Genomic DNA, 15,835 nt, shown 5'->3' with positions numbered 1-15,835 from the left:
CTTCAGCCCTTCACTGACGGCAGTTCCGATACCAGCCGGAGAGAGGCGTTGATGCCTTCCAGCTGGTAGTGCGGACGCAGATAGAAACGGGCATTGTAGTAACCGGGCCGGCCTTCGACGCTGTCGACTTGAACCTCGGCAGCGGCAAGCGGACGCTTGGCCCGTGCCTTGTCGTCGGCGAAGGCCGGATTGGCCAGCACGTACCGGTTGATCCATTCGGTCAACCAGATCTCCATATCGGTGCGTTCCTTGAACGATCCGATCTTGTCGCGCGCGATCGCCTTGAGGTAATGCGCGAAACGCGACACCGGGAACAGGTAGGGCAGGTTGGCGCTCAGCCTTTCGTTCGACTGGGCGTCGGGGTCGACGAGGCGCCCGGCGCGCGTCTCGTCATCCTGGAGCGAGTGCGCGCCGATGAAGGCTGCGAGATCGGTGTTCTTGCGGTGCAGGATCGGCATCAGGCCAAGCTTCGCCAATTCCGCCTCGCGCCGGTCGTCGATGGCGACCTCGGTCGGGCATTTCATTGCGATCGAACCGTCGTCCGTCGGGAAGGCGTGCACCGGCAAATTGAGCACCGTGCCGCCATTCTCGACGCCGCGGATCTGCGTTCCCCAGCCATAGAGCTTGTGGCTGCGGTTGATGTTGACGCCCATCGGGAAGGCGGCGTTCATCCAGACATATTTGTTGTGGTCGCCGCCCACCTCCTCCTCGAAGGTGAAGCCCTTCACCGGAACGGTTTCCGAGCCGTAGGGCAGGCGTGCCAGCACGCGCGGCATGGTAAGCCCGATATAGCGGGCGTCCTCGCTCTCGCGCAGCGACTGCCATGAGGCATAGGACGGGTTGTTCACGATCATCTGCAGGTCTTGCGGGTTCGGCAGTTCCTGCCAGCTGTCCATGCGGAACAGCCGCGGCGACGCGGCCGCGATGAATGGCGTGTGCGCCGAGGCACAGACACCAGAAATGTTGCGCAGCAGGCCGACGTCGCGCGGATGGTTGGAGAATTCGTAGGCACCGATGATGCAGCCGATCGGCTCGCCGCCCAGCATCGAATACTCGTCCGTGTAGACTTTCTTGAAGATCGGGCTCTGGTCCCACATCTGGCCTTCATAGTCTTCCAGCGTGTCGCCCAACTGCTCCTTGGAGATGTTCATCACCCGGATCTTCAGCTTGGTGTCCGTCTCGGTGTTGTTGATGAGGTACCAAAGGCCTCGCCATGTGCCTTCCATCTCCCGCACTTCCGGGGCATGCAGGATCTCGTTGACCTGCGTCGTCAGCATCTTGTCGATGCCCGCGATCAGCGACTTGATCGACCTGATCGCGTTGGACGAGATGGTCGTCGTCTCGGAACGGGACTGAGCGGCCAGCGCCAGGTTGCGCACCAACTGCTGCAGTTTCTCGCTGTCGTCCTTCTTGACCTTGAAATCCTTTTCAAGGAGGCCGCTGAATTCGCCAAGATCGATGGCTTCGGCCTCGGCGGTAGCGGCTGCGGTCTTTTGCTGTTCGGCCATGACTTACTCCTCGCCCTTGCCGTCAGAAATCGCCTGGCCGGCGATCTTGCTCAGCAGCGGCTCGTTGTTCAGAAGCTGCGCGATGCGCTTTTCGGCGTCGACACGGCCATCCATGAAGCCCAGCAGTTCCTCGAGTTGACGCCGCATCTTGAGGATCTCGGCCAGTTGCGGCACCTGCTCGGCGATCTTGTCCGGCGCGAAATCACCCATTTTGGAAAAGGTGAGATCGATCGCCAGTTCCTCGTCCCGCTCGGCGCCTTCGGCTTGCGGCAACGTGTTCTTCACACGCGCCTTCACGCGCGGTCCCATCGCTTCCATGAATTTGGGGAAGCGATTGGCGTCGGTTTCGACGAAATTGCGGTCCAGAACCGACTTCGACGCTTCCTTGGTCTGCGAGGCGCCGGAAAGGTCGGCCATGACAGCCATGACGAACGGCAACTCGATCGTCGTGGGGCTGCCGTAGGTTTCGACGTCGTAGGCGATCTGCACGCGCGGGGCGCGGTTTCTTTCGATGACCTTGGCTTTGCTCTCTGCTGGCATACTGGTTACCTTTCATCCTTCTGGGCCGGCTTCTTGGGATCGGCGACACCGGCAAGCAGCCGGAATTCCTTCAGCCCCGACGGGGCGAGATCTTCCATCAGTTCCACGAAATCCATGTGCACCATCCTGCGCACGCGCCGGGCGAGGTGCGGGATAGGGCTGGACGGTTCGGTGCGGTCGTAGAAGGCGACCACGAGATCGAGGCATTTGACGACGTCGTCGCGCGAGTTGATCCGGTCAGGCAGGCCGGCGCTGGCGTCCACGGAGCTTGCCACACTTGCCATCGTTTCGGCTCCATGACCGTTTTGGGTGGGCGTCGATGCCGGTTGGGCCGGCTGCGGAGCAGGCTTTGCCGCACCGTTGGCCATGGCGCCGGCGCTGGAATTCCGCTCCAGCGTCGTCAGCAGGCGCTGCAGGAACTTCTTCAGATCCGGAACGGCCGCGCCATTGCCGTCGATGCGGGCATTGAGCGCGGTATCCACCGCCTCCAGCGCCGAAATCGCGGCGCGCGCATCGGCCAAAAGTGTCGTGACAGTGTCCGCGGCCTGATCGATCTGCGCCGCGCATCCTGTGCGCACCCGGTTCAGCAGCTGGTTGTGGGCGGCCGTCAGCGCTGCCTTTTCGGCGGTTCCGAGGCCCGAGGCAGCTTCCTGGAGCATGACGCGCTCGTCGAGCGCTGCCTGTTCCAGGTCTCGCCCGCTGATCGGCCCGATGGCGCGCGGTGAGAAGAAGACGGTCTGCCTGAGGTTCGCCAGCAGGCCTTCCTGGCCGTTCTGGAGGTCAAGCAGCGCATTGATGCGTCGCAGCGCCGCGTCGCGGGGCGTGGCACCCGTCCGCAAAGCCGGATGCATCGTATCCCAGTACTGGTCGAAAGTCCTTGCGATCAGGGTCAGCCCCTGGGCGAGGCCGGCGAGCTTCTCTTCATTGGCCAGCGCGCGCGTGACGATGACCAGAAGGCGCAAATCCCGGCCGCGCGACTGCAATTCTTCCGATTTTTCGAGGACGGCCGCCCAGTCGACGGCGCTGGTTGACTGCGAAGCCTTGTTGCCACCGTCGTGGACGACCTTGAGCTGGGCTTCCGTGAGCCGCTCCAGCTCATGAAAAGCCGGGTCGTTGCGTAAATCCTCTCCCGACGGGTTCGCACCGTCCAGAGGATTCAGCCAGAGTGCGAGATCAATCACACCTACCCCCAGCAAAGGCCCTGTGACCCCTGTGACGCAACGTTATCATCGGTCCCATGCCACGACAATTGAGCACTTCCTCAAAAACTAACAGAAGCTGAATTCTCCAGTAATCTTTCAACCAAACCCATTGTGCGATCGGCGGGCCGGGCATGCGAAATGGCTCGCATGCCCGGCCCGCAATCCGGGTTTGTTGGAGGAGTTTGCAGGGCTTGTGTAACCACGAGGTGCCGCCCGAACCGGGTCGGAAGGCCTCGTTCGTCACACGGCTTTGTCAAGCGGCCGCTTCTATGGCAGGGTACGGTCAGCAGATTTCGGGGGCAGGTTCAATGGAACAGCGCCGATCGTCGCAGAGTTTCAAGCGCAAGGAACTGGTTGCAAAGCTCAATCCCACGGGGGTGCGCGCCTTCAAGGCCGCCGCGGACACGGCGAAGATGCGCGGCAACCCCTATGTCGAGCTCGTTCATTTCGTCCAGCAACTGGTGCTGTCCGAGCGCTCGGATGTGCAGATGATCGTCGCCGATGCCGGGCTGGATGTCAGCCGGCTGACCGCCGATATGACCCGCGCCATCGACAAGCTGCCCTACGGCGCGACCTCGGTGGAGGAATTCTCCGATCACATCTTCCACGCCATACAGGAAGGCTGGAGCCTGGCCACACTGGAATTCGGTGTCGAGGAGGTGCGCAGCGCGCATATTCTTCTCGCCTGTCTGAGGACACCGGCGCTGGAAGGGCTGGTTTCGAAAATCAGCGCCGAATTCGACAAGATCGATGCGGACGGGGTCATTGCCCGCTTCGCCGACATCACCGAGGGCTCGCTCGAAGCCGGCTCACCTCCTGCCGCGGCGGCCGCCGAAACGCCGATGAGACGCGGCCCTGGCGGGGATTCGGCGCTCGCCAAATACGCCACCGACCTGACCCAGCGTGCTCGCGACGGCAAGATCGATCCGGTCGTCGGCCGCGATCCCGAAATCCGTCAGATTGTCGATATCCTGATGCGGCGCCGGCAAAACAACCCGATCCTGACCGGCGAGGCGGGTGTCGGCAAGACGGCGGTCGTCGAAGGCTTTGCCTTGCGCATCGCCCAGGGCGACGTGCCGCCGACGCTTCAGAATGTCAGCGTACGCATGCTCGATGTCGGGCTGATGCAGGCCGGCGCCAGTGTCAAGGGCGAGTTCGAAAAGCGGCTGAAGGCCGTCATCGACGAGGTCCAGGCCTCAGAGACGCCGATCATCCTCTTCATCGACGAGGCGCACACGCTGATCGGCGCCGGCGGCGCGGCGGGAACCGGCGATGCGGCCAATCTCCTCAAGCCCGCGCTCGCGCGCGGCGAGCTTCGCACCATCGCCGCCACGACGTGGGCCGAATACAAGCAGCATATCGAGAAGGATCCGGCGCTGACCCGCCGGTTCCAGGTGGTCAAGATCGAAGAACCTTCCGAAACGGTGGCCGTGCTGATGTTGCGCGGTGTCGCCGGCGTTCTCGAGCAGCACCACAAGGTGCAGATCCTCGACGAGGCGATCGAGGCCTCGGTTTCGCTTTCGCACCGCTACATTCCGGCCAGACAGCTGCCCGACAAGGCGGTCAGCCTCCTCGACACAGCCTGCGCCCGCGTTGCCGTTTCGCAGCACGCTACGCCGGCGGAGGTCGAGGACATTCTGCGCCGCCGCCAGGCGCTCGAGGTCGAGGAAGGCATCATCGGCCGCGAGGCGGCGATCGGCATCGAAGTGGCCGACAGACAGGCTCGCGTGGAGGCCGGGTTGGCGGAAACCGAGACCATGCTTGCGGCAGCGCAAGCGCGTTGGGATCGGGAAAAGGCGCTTGTCGCCGAGATTCTCGACCTGCGCGCCAAACTCCGAGGCGAGGGCGTGCCGCTTGACGCGGTGGAGGGCGGGGAAGCCGCTCCGGGCGAGGCCGTCAATGCGCCAGCCGCCGAGGCGCATGAAAGCAAGGCAGCTGAGGCCAAAACGCCGAAACCCGAGACGGCCGAACCCAAGGGCTCGAAGGCCAAGTCTCCGAAAACAAAGGCGGCAAAGATGGAGGCCGCTGCCGCGCACGAGCCCGTTGCCGTGCCGGATTCCACTGCCGATCTGGCACGACTGCGCGAATTGATGGCGGAACTTGCCGAGGCGCAGGGCGAGACCCCGCTGATCCTGCCGTCGGTCGATCGCAATGCGGTGGCTGCCGTCGTCCAGGACTGGACCGGCATCCCGACGGGACGGATGCTATCCAGCCAGACCGAGAAGGCGCTCAAGCTCGCCGCCACTTTGTCCGAGCGCGTTGTCGGTCAGGACCATGCGATGGAGATGATCGCGAGGCGCGTGCAGACCAGCCGCGCCGGCCTCGGCGCGCCGGAGAAGCCGGTCGGCGTGTTCCTGCTGTGCGGCCCCTCCGGCGTCGGCAAGACCGAGACAGCCCTGGCGCTGGCCGAAACGCTCTATGGCGGCGAGCAGAACCTGATTTCGATCAACATGTCCGAATTCCAGGAGGCGCACACGGTCTCGACGCTGAAGGGCGCGCCGCCCGGTTATGTCGGCTATGGCAAGGGCGGCATCCTGACCGAGGCCGTGCGGCGCAAGCCCTATTCGGTGATCCTGCTCGATGAGGTCGAGAAGGCGCATCCGGACGTACACGAGATCTTCTTCCAGGTCTTCGACAAGGGCATGATGGACGACAGCGAAGGCCGCCGGATCGACTTCAAGAACACGCTGATCCTGCTCACCTCGAATGTCGGCTCCGAGGTTATCATGGACCGCACCAAGAACGGCACCTTGCGCAGCGGCATGGACGACCTGGACACCGCCTTGCGCGGCCCGCTGCTGAAAGTGTTTCCGGCCGCTTTCCTCGGCCGCGTGGTGACAGTCCCTTACTATCCGCTCTCGGACGCGATGATCGAGGCGATCACCAGGCACCAGTTCGGCAAGATCGCGCGGCGCCTCAAGGCAACCAACGATGCCGAGCTGGTGATCGGCGACGGTGTCATGGACATGGTCAAGGCGCGCTGCACCGAGATCGAATCCGGCGGACGCATGATCGACGCCATCCTCACCAACACGCTGCTGCCGGAACTCAGCCGCGGCGTGCTCAATCGCTCGCTCGAGGGCAAGAAGATGACAAAAGTCACCGTCGGTGCCTCGTCGGAAGGATTTACCTACTTTTTCGAATAGATTTTCGACGTTCGTTCCCTGGCGCCGACCAAAGCGCATTCCTATGACCGCTCAGGCCAATCCTTGGCGCACCGGCACTCGTGAAAGGCACTCGCGCCAGGCTGAAGCACCTGCGCATTCCCCGGGAAAACCGCTCACACCTTTCCCGGAATTGTCCTAGATCACCGTTTCTCCTCCATCGACAACCAGGATCTGACCCGTCATGTACGAGGATCGGTCGGACACCAGAAACAGCACTGCCTCCGCGATCTCCTCGACGGTTGCCCAACGGCCAAGCGGCACCCTTTCGCGGATGTAGTCTTCGATGGCTTCCCGGCCTCCCATCTGGGCGATGAAAGGAGCATTGAAGGGCGTGTCCACCCAACCCGGACAAAGCGCGTTGACGCGAATGCCGAAGCGGCCATAGTCGCCGGCCATCTGCCTGGTCATCGCGATCACCGCGTGCTTGGTCGTCGTATAGGCGATCATCTCGCGGTCGTAGAGCACGCCGGAGCTCGACGACGTGTTGAGGATGACGCCGCGGCCTGCCTTCTTCATGAATGGCATGACGACGCGGGCACCGAGGAAGTGAGCCCGCACATTGAGCGTCCAGGAGGTGTCGAAGCCTTTCACGCTGACACCGAGCACGTCGCCTTCGACCTGTACGCCGGCATGATTGTGCAGGATGTCGATCCTGCCCTGAGCGTGGATGAAATCGTGAAAACCGGCTTCAAGCGCCTGATCGTCGGTCAGGTCGAACACAAGCGCCTTTGCCCGGCCACCGACGGCAAGAATCTGTTCGACCGTCGCGTTGGCGCCGTCGGCGCTACGATCCGCCACGCCGACCACCGCACCCTCGCGCGCGATGATCAGCGCCGCCGCCCTGCCGATGCCGGATCCCGCGCCGGTGACGATCGCGGTCCTGTCCTTCAGGATCATGCTTCCCCCTTTCTCGCCGGTCGGTAATCCTGCATCATCGATCGGGCGAGCCTCGCCCGATCAACCCTTGAGGACAAGACAGGCATGTACGACTTCGGCCCCTTCGAGTTCGAGTCGAAGCAGGATTTTTTCGACAAGGCAATGCGTTTCTGGAACCCCGACAAGACCAGGTTCTGGCAGAAGGCCGGGATCGATCTGGTGATCGGCAGGCGAGAGGGCTATTTCCTCTACGACATGACGGGGCGGCGCCTGATCGACCTGCACCTCAATGGCGGCACCTACAATCTCGGTCACCGCAATCCGGAGCTGGTCGAGACGCTGAAGAGCGCGCTCGACTATTTCGACATCGGCAACCACTGGTTCCCTTCCGTGGCGCGAACGGCGCTGGCGGAATCCCTCGTCAATGTCTCGCCGGGAATGAAATACGCGATCTTCGCGCCGGGCGGCGCGGAGGCGGTGGACATCGCCATCAAGAGCGCCCGCTATGCCACCAAGCGGCGCAAGATCGTGTCGATCATCAAGGGCTATCACGGGCATTCGGGGCTCGCCGTGGCGACCGGCGACGATCGCTTCACCAAGATCTTTCTCTCCGACCAGCCGGAGACGTTCATCCAGGTTCCCTTCAACGATATCGACGCCATGGAACGGGTGCTCAAGGGCGAAGACGTCGCGGCGCTGATCATGGAGACAATCCCCGCCACTTACGGCTTCCCGATGCCGAAGGACGGCTATCTCGCCGCCTGCAAGGCGCTGTGCGAAAAGCATGGCGCGATGTACATCGCCGACGAGGTCCAGACCGGCCTGATGCGCACCGGCAGCATGTGGGGCTGGCAGGCCTACGGCGTCCAGCCGGACATCATGGTGACGGCAAAGGGCCTGTCCGGCGGCCTCTATCCGATCAGCGCGGCGCTGGTGAACGACAGAGCCGGCGGCTGGCTCAACGAGGATGGGGCAGCCCACATTTCGACGACCGGCGGGGCCGAACTCGGCTGTGTCGTCGGCCACAAGGTCATCGAGATGCTGCAGCGGCCCGAACTGGTGGCCAATGTCGGCACAGTAACCGAGTTCATGGCGCAGGCCATGCGCGAGATGCTGGTTCGTCACGGCGATATCTTCACCGGGGTACGCCAGAAAGGCGTGATCCTCGGGCTGGAATTCAGCAATCACCCGGAAGGCGCCGTCTTCGTGTCGCGTGCGCTCTACGAGCAGGGCGTTTGGGCGATCTTCTCGTCGCTCGACAAGCGGGTACTGCAATGGAAGCCCGGCGTTCTTCTGGACCACGAGACCTGCCGGGACATCATGGATCGCTTCGATGCGGCAATGCCGCGCGCGCGGGCGTTGCTGCATCAGGCAGGCAAGGCGAGTTGACATGGTCCAACCCTCGTTGAAATTGTCAGGTGTCCAGTGCGAACGGGCGGCTGGGCTTGCCGGGATCGCGAGGGTTCCGGCAGGGGACAGGTGTGCAGGGATAGGGCAGGACGGACAGTGATGGATTTCGACGCGCTCACCCACGACCAGCAACTCGGGATCCTGCAGGAAACGGCGGAGGCGGCCACAGCCAACTACGATCTGCCGGCGGACGTTTCCGTCGAGATGATCAACCTGTCGGAGAACGCGACCTACAAGATTGCGGCCCGCGACGGCCGGCGCTGGGCGCTCCGCATCCATCGCGACGGCTACCATTCAAGGACGGCCATTCAATCTGAACTGGCCTGGCTGACCGATCTGCGCCAGACCGGGATCGTCCCGACGCCCATGCCGGTGGCGGGCAAGGACGGCGAACAGATCCAGCGTGTCGGCCATGCCAGACTGGCGCAGCCACGCAATGTCGTGCTGTCGCACTGGGAGAACGGTTCGGAGCCGGGCATAGGCGAGGCGCTTGGCGAACCTTTCGAACTGCTGGGCGAGGTGACGGCCCGCATGCACATCCACACCCGGCAGTGGAAGCGCCCTTCCTGGTTCAGCCGCCCTGTATGGGATTTCGAAACAAGCCTCGGCGAGGAGAGGCCGCATTGGGGACGCTGGCGTGACGGCATCGGCGTCGATGCCGCGAAAGCCAGGCTTTTTGGCCGCACCGCGGAGCTGATCGGCCGCCGGCTCGCCGCCTTCGGCAAGGGCCATGACCGCTTCGGCCTCATCCATTGCGATCTGCGGCTCGCCAACCTTCTGATCGACGGCAAGACGGTGAAGGTCATCGACTTCGACGACTGCGGCTTCGGCTGGTATATGTACGACGCGGCGACGCCCATCTCTTTCTACGAGCACGAGCCACAGGCAGCCGATCTCATCCGGTCATGGACGACCGGCTATCGCCGTGTGCTTGACCTGCCCAGGGCGGACGAAGACGAGATCCAGACCTTCGTGATGCTGCGCCGTCTGCTCTTGGTCGCGTGGATCGGCTCGCACGCCGAGACAGACCTCGCCAAGTCGATGGGCCTTCCCTATACCGAGGGAACGGTCGGGCTGTGCGAGGCCTATCTGAGCAAGTTTTGAACCAACCTATGCCAGTGCCTCCAGGCTCTCCGGCAGGATCTGGCCGCCATCGACAATGATTGTCTGTCCCGTCACGTAGCCGGCTTCCTTCGACGCAAAGTAGAGCGCGGCGTAGCCGATGTCCTCCACGCTTCCGAGCCGCTTGAGGGGGATCGAGGCGGCCATGGTCTTCTGGTAGTCCCCGCCCAGGCCGACAAGGCCCTCGGTCACGATGTTACCGGGCATGACGGCGTTGACGGTGATGCCGTATCTCGCCAGTTCGATGCAGGCCGTTCGCATGAAGCCGAGCTGTCCCGCCTTGGTGGCGCCGTAGTGCGACCAGCCGGGAAAACCGGTGATCGGGCCGGTGATCGACGACGTCAGCACGATGCGGCCCTGGTCGGATGCCTTGAGATAGGGAACCGCCGCCTTGACAGCGTGGAAGGTGCCCTTGAGGTTGGTGTCGACAACCTCGTCCCATTGCTGTGAGGTCATGTCCTCGAGCCGTGCCTGCGGGAAGATGCCGGCATTGGCGCACAAAACGTCAATACTGCCGTTTCTCGCGGCTGCCGCGGCAAGCGCGCTCTCGATGCTGGCGAGCGAGGTAACGTCGCCAACCACGCCAAAGGCGCCATGGCCGATCTCGGCGGCCGCGGCTTCGGCCTGGTCGACATGGCGCGCAATGATGGCGACCTTGGCACCCGAGAGTGCGAACACCCGCGCTATGCCCTTGCCGATGCCTTTCGACCCGCCGGTAACGACGACGGATCGACCCCTCAGAGACTGGGTCATGACTTGAAGCTCCAAAATGAGACGGGGACAGAGTGATGCTCCGTCCCCGTTGACGCTGGAAATCCAGGGCGAGGAATGCCCTAGCCCTCGTTCACCATGTGACCGATGTTCTCATACGCCTTGGGGTTGGCCGACTTCAGCACGAAGCCCCAGATCAGGCCGACGATAAGGATCGCAAGCCCGACATAGGGGATGCTCCTGGCAAAGCCATTGGTGCCGCCCAGAGTCGCCAGATTGGCGACCAGCGTGTAGACGAGCACCAACTGCACAACGAGCGAGATCAACGGCGCGATGACAGTCGTCAGCATGCTGCCGCCGCCGTTCTTCTTGAACCACATGTAGATGGCCAGCGAGACAACCGCCTGCAGCACCAAAAGCAGTCCGGTGCCAAGCACGGCAAACAGCGTATAGACGCCAAGCCAGGCCTGTCCCGACGGATCGTCGAAGCCGTAGGCCAGACCGTAGAGCAGCACCCATACCGCCGCTAGCACCGACTGCAGCGCCGAGGCCTTGTGCGGGCTCTTGTGGTGGTCATGCGTCTCGGCGATCGCCTGCGGCAGGACGCCTTCGCGCGCCAGCGAATACAGATAGCGGGAAGCGGTGTTGTGGAAAGCCATGCCGCAGGCGAAGGAACTGGTCAGGATGAGCAGCGACATCAACTGGTAGCCCCAGCCACCGACAAAACTCTGAATGGGTGTCAGGAAGAAGTTCACGCCGTCGGAGAAGGCCTTGGCTACCATGTCGGCCTCGGTCGGATAGGCCGCCACCGCGCACCAGCTGACGAAGGTGTAGAACAGGCCAAGGCCGATGACCGAAATCAGCAGCGATTGCGGAATGATGCGCTTCGGATCGCGGGATTCCTCGGCATAGTTCGGCGCCATCTCGAAGCCGACCCACGACCAGAACGCCATGAAGATGCCGACCGCCGCCGCGCCCGCCGGTATGGCCACGGTTCCGACTGTCTGCTCGGCGACAGGCGTGAACACCTTGAACACATTGAGCGAATCGCCGGAAAAATTCGTCCCGCCATGGGCAAAGATCACGCCCAGCGAAAAGATCACCAGCATGATCACTTCCAGAATGAGGGCTATGCCGAGCAGCCGTGCCGACACTTTCACATCGCGGTAGGCGAGGGCCGCGATGACCACGATCATGGCGAGCGCGAGCACGATCCACGGCACGTTGATGCCGAAATGCTGCGAAAGCCACAGATTGCCGAAAAAGGCGAACAGCCCGGTGAGGGAAGCCTCGAACAGCGAGTAGCATGCGAGCGAGCCGATGCCCGCCGACATGCCGACCTCGCGGCCGAGCCCCTGGCTGATGAAGGAGTAGAAGCCGCCGACCGACGATACGCGCGATGCCATCGCGGCATAGCCGATCGAGAAGATGGTCAGCACGATCGTCGCCATCAGGAAGGCGGCAGGGGTATATTTGCCGATGCCGTAGCCCGCCGCGAACGGGACATTGCCCAGCATCGCCGACATTGGCGCCGCGCCGGTGACGGCCAGGAAGAGCACTCCGGCGAGCCCAACGGCCTTCGAGTGCAAAAGGTTGATGCTGTTACTCTTCGAGACGTCGATCGTCCCGCGTGCAGTTTCTATGGCCATGAAGCCCTCTCCATTCGTGACAGCTGTATGCAGTTCCCCGCACAGGGCGGCCGATGTGTCCCGGCCTGCTCGTGCCGCCATGACAGTACGGACGCAGCGTCACTTTGCCAAGGCCATGATTTTGCATAGCTCGCCGCTCGACATCACGTGGCAATAGATCATGTTGATGATTTCGAGCTCCTTGCGGTGAAGCTCCTCGGTCGCCGCCGCGCAGCAATCCTCGATCACGATGACGGCATAGCTCTCATCCGCCAGGCTGCGCACCGTCGAGGACACGCATTGGTCCGTGAAGATACCGCAGCAGATGACATTCCGGATGCCGAGATTGTGAAGGATCAGGCGCAGATTCGTTCCCGTCAGCGCGGAATCGGTGGTCTTGGTCACCACGATCTCGTCGCCGGCCGGCTGAAGCTCGGCAACCAGCTGCGACGGTGCCTCGTTCTTCGGCAGCAGCAAATTGTTCCAGCCCGGCATTTTCTGAGAGAGCGAGCGATCACGCCCGTCCTTGGTGTGGCAGGCGATGCGGGCAAAAAGGCATTCGATGCCGTTTTGCCGGGCCAGCGCCAGCAGTCGTCCCGTGTTCGGTATGACCGTGCCGTGCATACGCTCGTGGAACGGCGTCCACAGATCGTAGCGATGCTGTTCCTGCTGCGAAAGCGATGCGCGATCCGGCCGTTCCAGGTAGGTGTTCTGAATGTCGATGACCAGGATGGCGGTTTGCGCCGGCACCAGCACCGGATCATCCGGCTCGGGCGCGCCGAGATAGTAGAGCGAACGGAATCCGGGTTTCCAGCTCATGCGGTCCTTTCAGAAGCGGAACGTGAAGAGGCCTCGCGCCGCGTAGGTCTCGGCGGCTTCCTCGATGAAACGGGCGATGCGTTCGGCCTGGTAGGTATCGCGCATCGTGGCAGCGGCCTGGAGCAATTCTTCCTTGGCTTTGGCGCGGCCGGGGCGCAGCAGTTCATAGACCTGCATGATGAAATTTTGCGGCACCTCGACAAGCTCCGCCCCACGCTCGAAGTTGAGTGCCAGTGTCGGCCGTCCGACATCGCGCGCCACATCGGCCTGTGCCTGCAGCGCTTGCGGGGTGATGCGAAGGTCTTCCATCGTCACGTCGCCCGCGAGCACCGAATCCAGCGTTATCTCGGCAAGCGATTTGCCGCGCTTGCCCGTCACGGTGCCGGGCTGTGTTTCGGCGAGCGGATAGTCGGCGCGCGTGTGGGTCACGATTTCACCCCCGTCAGGGTGACGTCGACCTCTTCGGGAGCCGCGCCGGCCTCCGTCAGCCCGGTTTCGATGGCGTAGATGAGGGCGACGCGGGCGTGGTAGCGAGACCCCATGGCCTCGCCCCGCTGCGGCACCACGATGGGCTCCGGCATTTCGCCCAGCGCATAGGCCGCCGCATTGGCGCCAAGCGCGCGATAGTGCTCGAGCCTGGTGATCGGCGCATTGGAAAACAGTTCCAGATTGTTGTGCGGCTGGCGATCGCGCTGGTGGATGACGGCCGTGCCCTTGGCCTGGATGCCGATGCCGATGCCGCTGCCGGCCATCCGGGCGGCGGACAGGCCGAGGAAGGAGGTATCGGCCGTATGGCGAAAGCGGACGACGCGCGCCTTGAGTCCGCGTGCGTGGATCGCATCCAGCATGGCGCCGAGCACTTCGGAGAGCCGATGTCCGGCCGTCGTCCGATAAAGCTTCAGCCCGAAGGCCGGGCTGATGCCGATGACCACATCGTCCTTCGCCGATCCATTGGCCGCCGGCCCAAGGTTGCGATAGCGGATGTGCCTTGCCTCGTCCTTCTCGTGCAGGGCTTCCGAGCGCAGCACCTCCTTCTGGTCCAGCACATCGCGGATGTCATTGAGCTGCAGGCGCCGTTCTTCAGACACGCGGTAGCCGGAACCGGGGCCGAGATAGTCGTTTGGATCGTTGACCGCACTGACGATCCGCCCATTGCGGATCATCGCCGATGTCTGGAGATAGTCACCGGAAAGGCGCAGCTTGACCACGTCGAGGAGGTTCTCCGCCTCTTCGCGGAACCCACGCTTGGCCAGCGCTTTGACCACGTCGATCACGGTGATGCCGCGCTCCTTGATGGCTTCGCTGATAAAGCTGACGTCGCGCGGCATCAGGCTGCGCGTATCGTCGGAACCGGAAGCGTAGACCACGCTGCTCTTCATGTCCTCGGTCGGTGAGGAAAGGTCGAGTTCCTCGAACACGGCGGCGATCGCTTCCACCGCCCTCTCGCGCAGCTCGATCGCGCGCGACTCGGGCAGCGGCGTCAATCCGCCATCGGCCTCGAAATCGCGCTGCAGCACAAGATAATCTTCCAGTTCCTCGCCGTTGATCAGCGAAGGGTTGAACGAATTGTCGTATTTCAGGATCGATCCCATGCCGGAGCAGATCAGATCCGAGCCGGCAATCAGGTAGGGAAGGATCTTGGCGCCGACGCGAATTTCCGATTCGGTCGAGCGCGCGTCATTGCCCGAGGCGCATTCGAGATCGAGCCAGACGGCGATGAGGTTCTCGGCCATCAGTTCGCGAACGCCGCCGGGTATGGTGGCGGTCAAGGGCGCTCCGTCGATACCGCCATTTTGCGTGCCTTGCACACCCATGCCGCGCTGCAGGCAGAGGCAGCGCGCTTCCAGGTAGAGCAGCGATTTGGCTTCGTGGAAGCCCATCAGCAACTCGGAGCCGGCACCCGACGTACAGCGCATCTTGACGCCACGCGAGGCGTAGGCGGCGGCCAGGAATGCCTTGGACCACGGCGTGTCGTCGCCATCGGTGAACGACTTTTCAGTGCCGTAGACGGAAACGGTTTCGGCGTAGGAGGTAAAGCCGGCCATGGCGATGCGCAGCTCTTCGGCTTCCTCGCTGGAGCATTGGAACAGCGTTCCCCAGCGGCCGACCGCGCCGCCTACCGCGCATGCCACTGCGTTGGACCAGGCGTTGCGCGACACGCGCATCGTTGTCTCGATCTCGTCGAAGCCGAAGGCGACGGCGGTCGCGGCATCGGCGGCGAGCTGCAGCGGATCGTCCTTGGCGTTGGTGACGTGCGCCTGGTTGCCCGGCGTCTTGCGGGCTCGCATCTTCGAGTAGGCGAAGGCGATCTCCAGCGCGTTGAGCTGAGACACCACTTCGGCGAGTTTGGCGGGTGTCATGCCATGGGCGAGCCGCACCAGCGTCTCGCGCGGCACGTTCATGTCGACCAGCCAGCGTGCGACGGTCGCCGAATCCAGCGCCATCGCTTCCGGTGCCACCTCCGGATCGATGTGATGGCGGGCGATGAAGCGGTCGATCATGTCGTAGTCGTGTTCGAGCACCCCATCGAGGGATACGACGCGCCCGTCCCTGATGCCGATGCCGGGTTGGGGATCGGCCGGACTGGAGAAAGCGGAGAAGCCGTTGGCGGGGTCTTCCGCCGCAAACTTGTCCAGCCGCAACGGCCGCTCGTCCCAGTCGGCGAAGCGCTTCCAGCGGTTCAGTTTCGGCGTCATGCGTGCGATCCTCGACCCAGCCGAAAGACTAGTGAAAGCTTACCCGCCACACAATGACCCTGGATCGACCGCCGGCCAAGGGGGCGCACGCCGCAGGCTCAAAATACCCGAAGCTGCTCGCCATCCTGTCGATCTTCGCAGCAGAGGCGCTCGAAA

Annotated in this window: 12 protein-coding genes; 3 read left to right on the top strand and 9 right to left on the bottom strand. The window is 63.3% G+C overall.

Translation table 11 applies throughout. The annotated features are described in order from the left end of the window. Positions 1-2 precede the first annotated feature (2 nt). The 3 genes from tssC to tssA are packed head-to-tail and all read right to left on the bottom strand — an operon-like array spanning position 3 to position 3,229. Complete coding sequence (gene tssC / locus CK227_RS27030; protein ID WP_095775013.1) at positions 3-1,508, bottom strand: type VI secretion system contractile sheath large subunit; 1,506 nt, start codon at positions 1,506-1,508, stop codon at positions 3-5. A gap of 3 nt (positions 1,509-1,511) precedes the next feature. Next, positions 1,512-2,048 carry a type VI secretion system contractile sheath small subunit gene (gene tssB / locus CK227_RS27025; protein ID WP_019859789.1) on the bottom strand — a complete coding sequence of 179 codons (537 nt, stop codon included), beginning with the start codon at positions 2,046-2,048 and terminating at the stop codon, positions 1,512-1,514. A gap of 5 nt (positions 2,049-2,053) precedes the next feature. Then, positions 2,054-3,229, bottom strand: a complete 1,176-nt coding sequence (tssA, locus tag CK227_RS27020; protein WP_095775012.1) for a type VI secretion system protein TssA — start codon at positions 3,227-3,229, stop codon at positions 2,054-2,056. A gap of 329 nt (positions 3,230-3,558) precedes the next feature. Between tssA and tssH the strand changes: the two genes are divergently transcribed. Continuing rightward, positions 3,559-6,396, top strand: coding sequence for a type VI secretion system ATPase TssH (gene tssH, locus CK227_RS27015; RefSeq protein WP_095775011.1), 2,838 nt, complete (start codon positions 3,559-3,561; stop codon positions 6,394-6,396). A 156-nt stretch (positions 6,397-6,552) separates the two neighbouring features. On the opposite strand, the gene CK227_RS27010 is transcribed toward tssH, so the two are convergent. After that, positions 6,553-7,314 carry an SDR family oxidoreductase gene (locus tag CK227_RS27010; RefSeq protein ID WP_095775010.1) on the bottom strand — a complete coding sequence of 254 codons (762 nt, stop codon included), beginning with the start codon at positions 7,312-7,314 and terminating at the stop codon, positions 6,553-6,555. An 84-nt stretch (positions 7,315-7,398) separates the two neighbouring features. On the opposite strand from CK227_RS27010, the gene CK227_RS27005 reads away from it, so the two are divergent. Both CK227_RS27005 and CK227_RS27000 read left to right on the top strand, forming a co-directional pair. Then, entirely contained in the window at positions 7,399-8,682 is a 1,284-nt protein-coding gene (locus CK227_RS27005; RefSeq protein WP_095775009.1) for an aspartate aminotransferase family protein, read from the top strand. Between the two features lie 120 nt (positions 8,683-8,802). Beyond that, on the top strand, positions 8,803-9,807 hold the full coding sequence (locus tag CK227_RS27000) for a phosphotransferase enzyme family protein (RefSeq protein ID WP_245318274.1): 1,005 nt from the start codon (positions 8,803-8,805) through the stop codon (positions 9,805-9,807). A gap of 6 nt (positions 9,808-9,813) precedes the next feature. On the opposite strand, the gene fabG is transcribed toward CK227_RS27000, so the two are convergent. From fabG to CK227_RS26975, 5 genes are all read right to left on the bottom strand, one after another. Continuing rightward, on the bottom strand, positions 9,814-10,578 hold the full coding sequence (gene fabG / locus CK227_RS26995; RefSeq protein WP_095775007.1) for a 3-oxoacyl-ACP reductase FabG: 765 nt from the start codon (positions 10,576-10,578) through the stop codon (positions 9,814-9,816). 80 nt (positions 10,579-10,658) lie between these two features. Then, positions 10,659-12,185, bottom strand: a complete 1,527-nt coding sequence (locus CK227_RS26990) for an APC family permease (RefSeq protein ID WP_095775006.1) — start codon at positions 12,183-12,185, stop codon at positions 10,659-10,661. A gap of 99 nt (positions 12,186-12,284) precedes the next feature. Next, on the bottom strand, positions 12,285-12,983 hold the full coding sequence (locus tag CK227_RS26985; protein ID WP_095775005.1) for a cysteine hydrolase family protein: 699 nt from the start codon (positions 12,981-12,983) through the stop codon (positions 12,285-12,287). A 9-nt stretch (positions 12,984-12,992) separates the two neighbouring features. Beyond that, positions 12,993-13,412, bottom strand: coding sequence for a diol dehydratase small subunit (locus tag CK227_RS26980; protein WP_095775004.1), 420 nt, complete (start codon positions 13,410-13,412; stop codon positions 12,993-12,995). Next, entirely contained in the window at positions 13,409-15,679 is a 2,271-nt protein-coding gene (locus tag CK227_RS26975) for a propanediol/glycerol family dehydratase large subunit (RefSeq protein WP_095775003.1), read from the bottom strand. The genes CK227_RS26980 and CK227_RS26975 overlap by 4 nt, the downstream gene beginning before the upstream one ends. Between the last annotated feature and the right edge of the window lie 156 nt (positions 15,680-15,835).

Source organism: Mesorhizobium sp. WSM4308 (genome assembly GCF_002294905.1).
Taxonomy (GTDB): domain Bacteria; phylum Pseudomonadota; class Alphaproteobacteria; order Rhizobiales; family Rhizobiaceae; genus Mesorhizobium.
The sequence above is the reverse complement of the archived record's forward strand: the minus strand, read 5'-3'. Positions and strand labels throughout refer to the sequence as shown.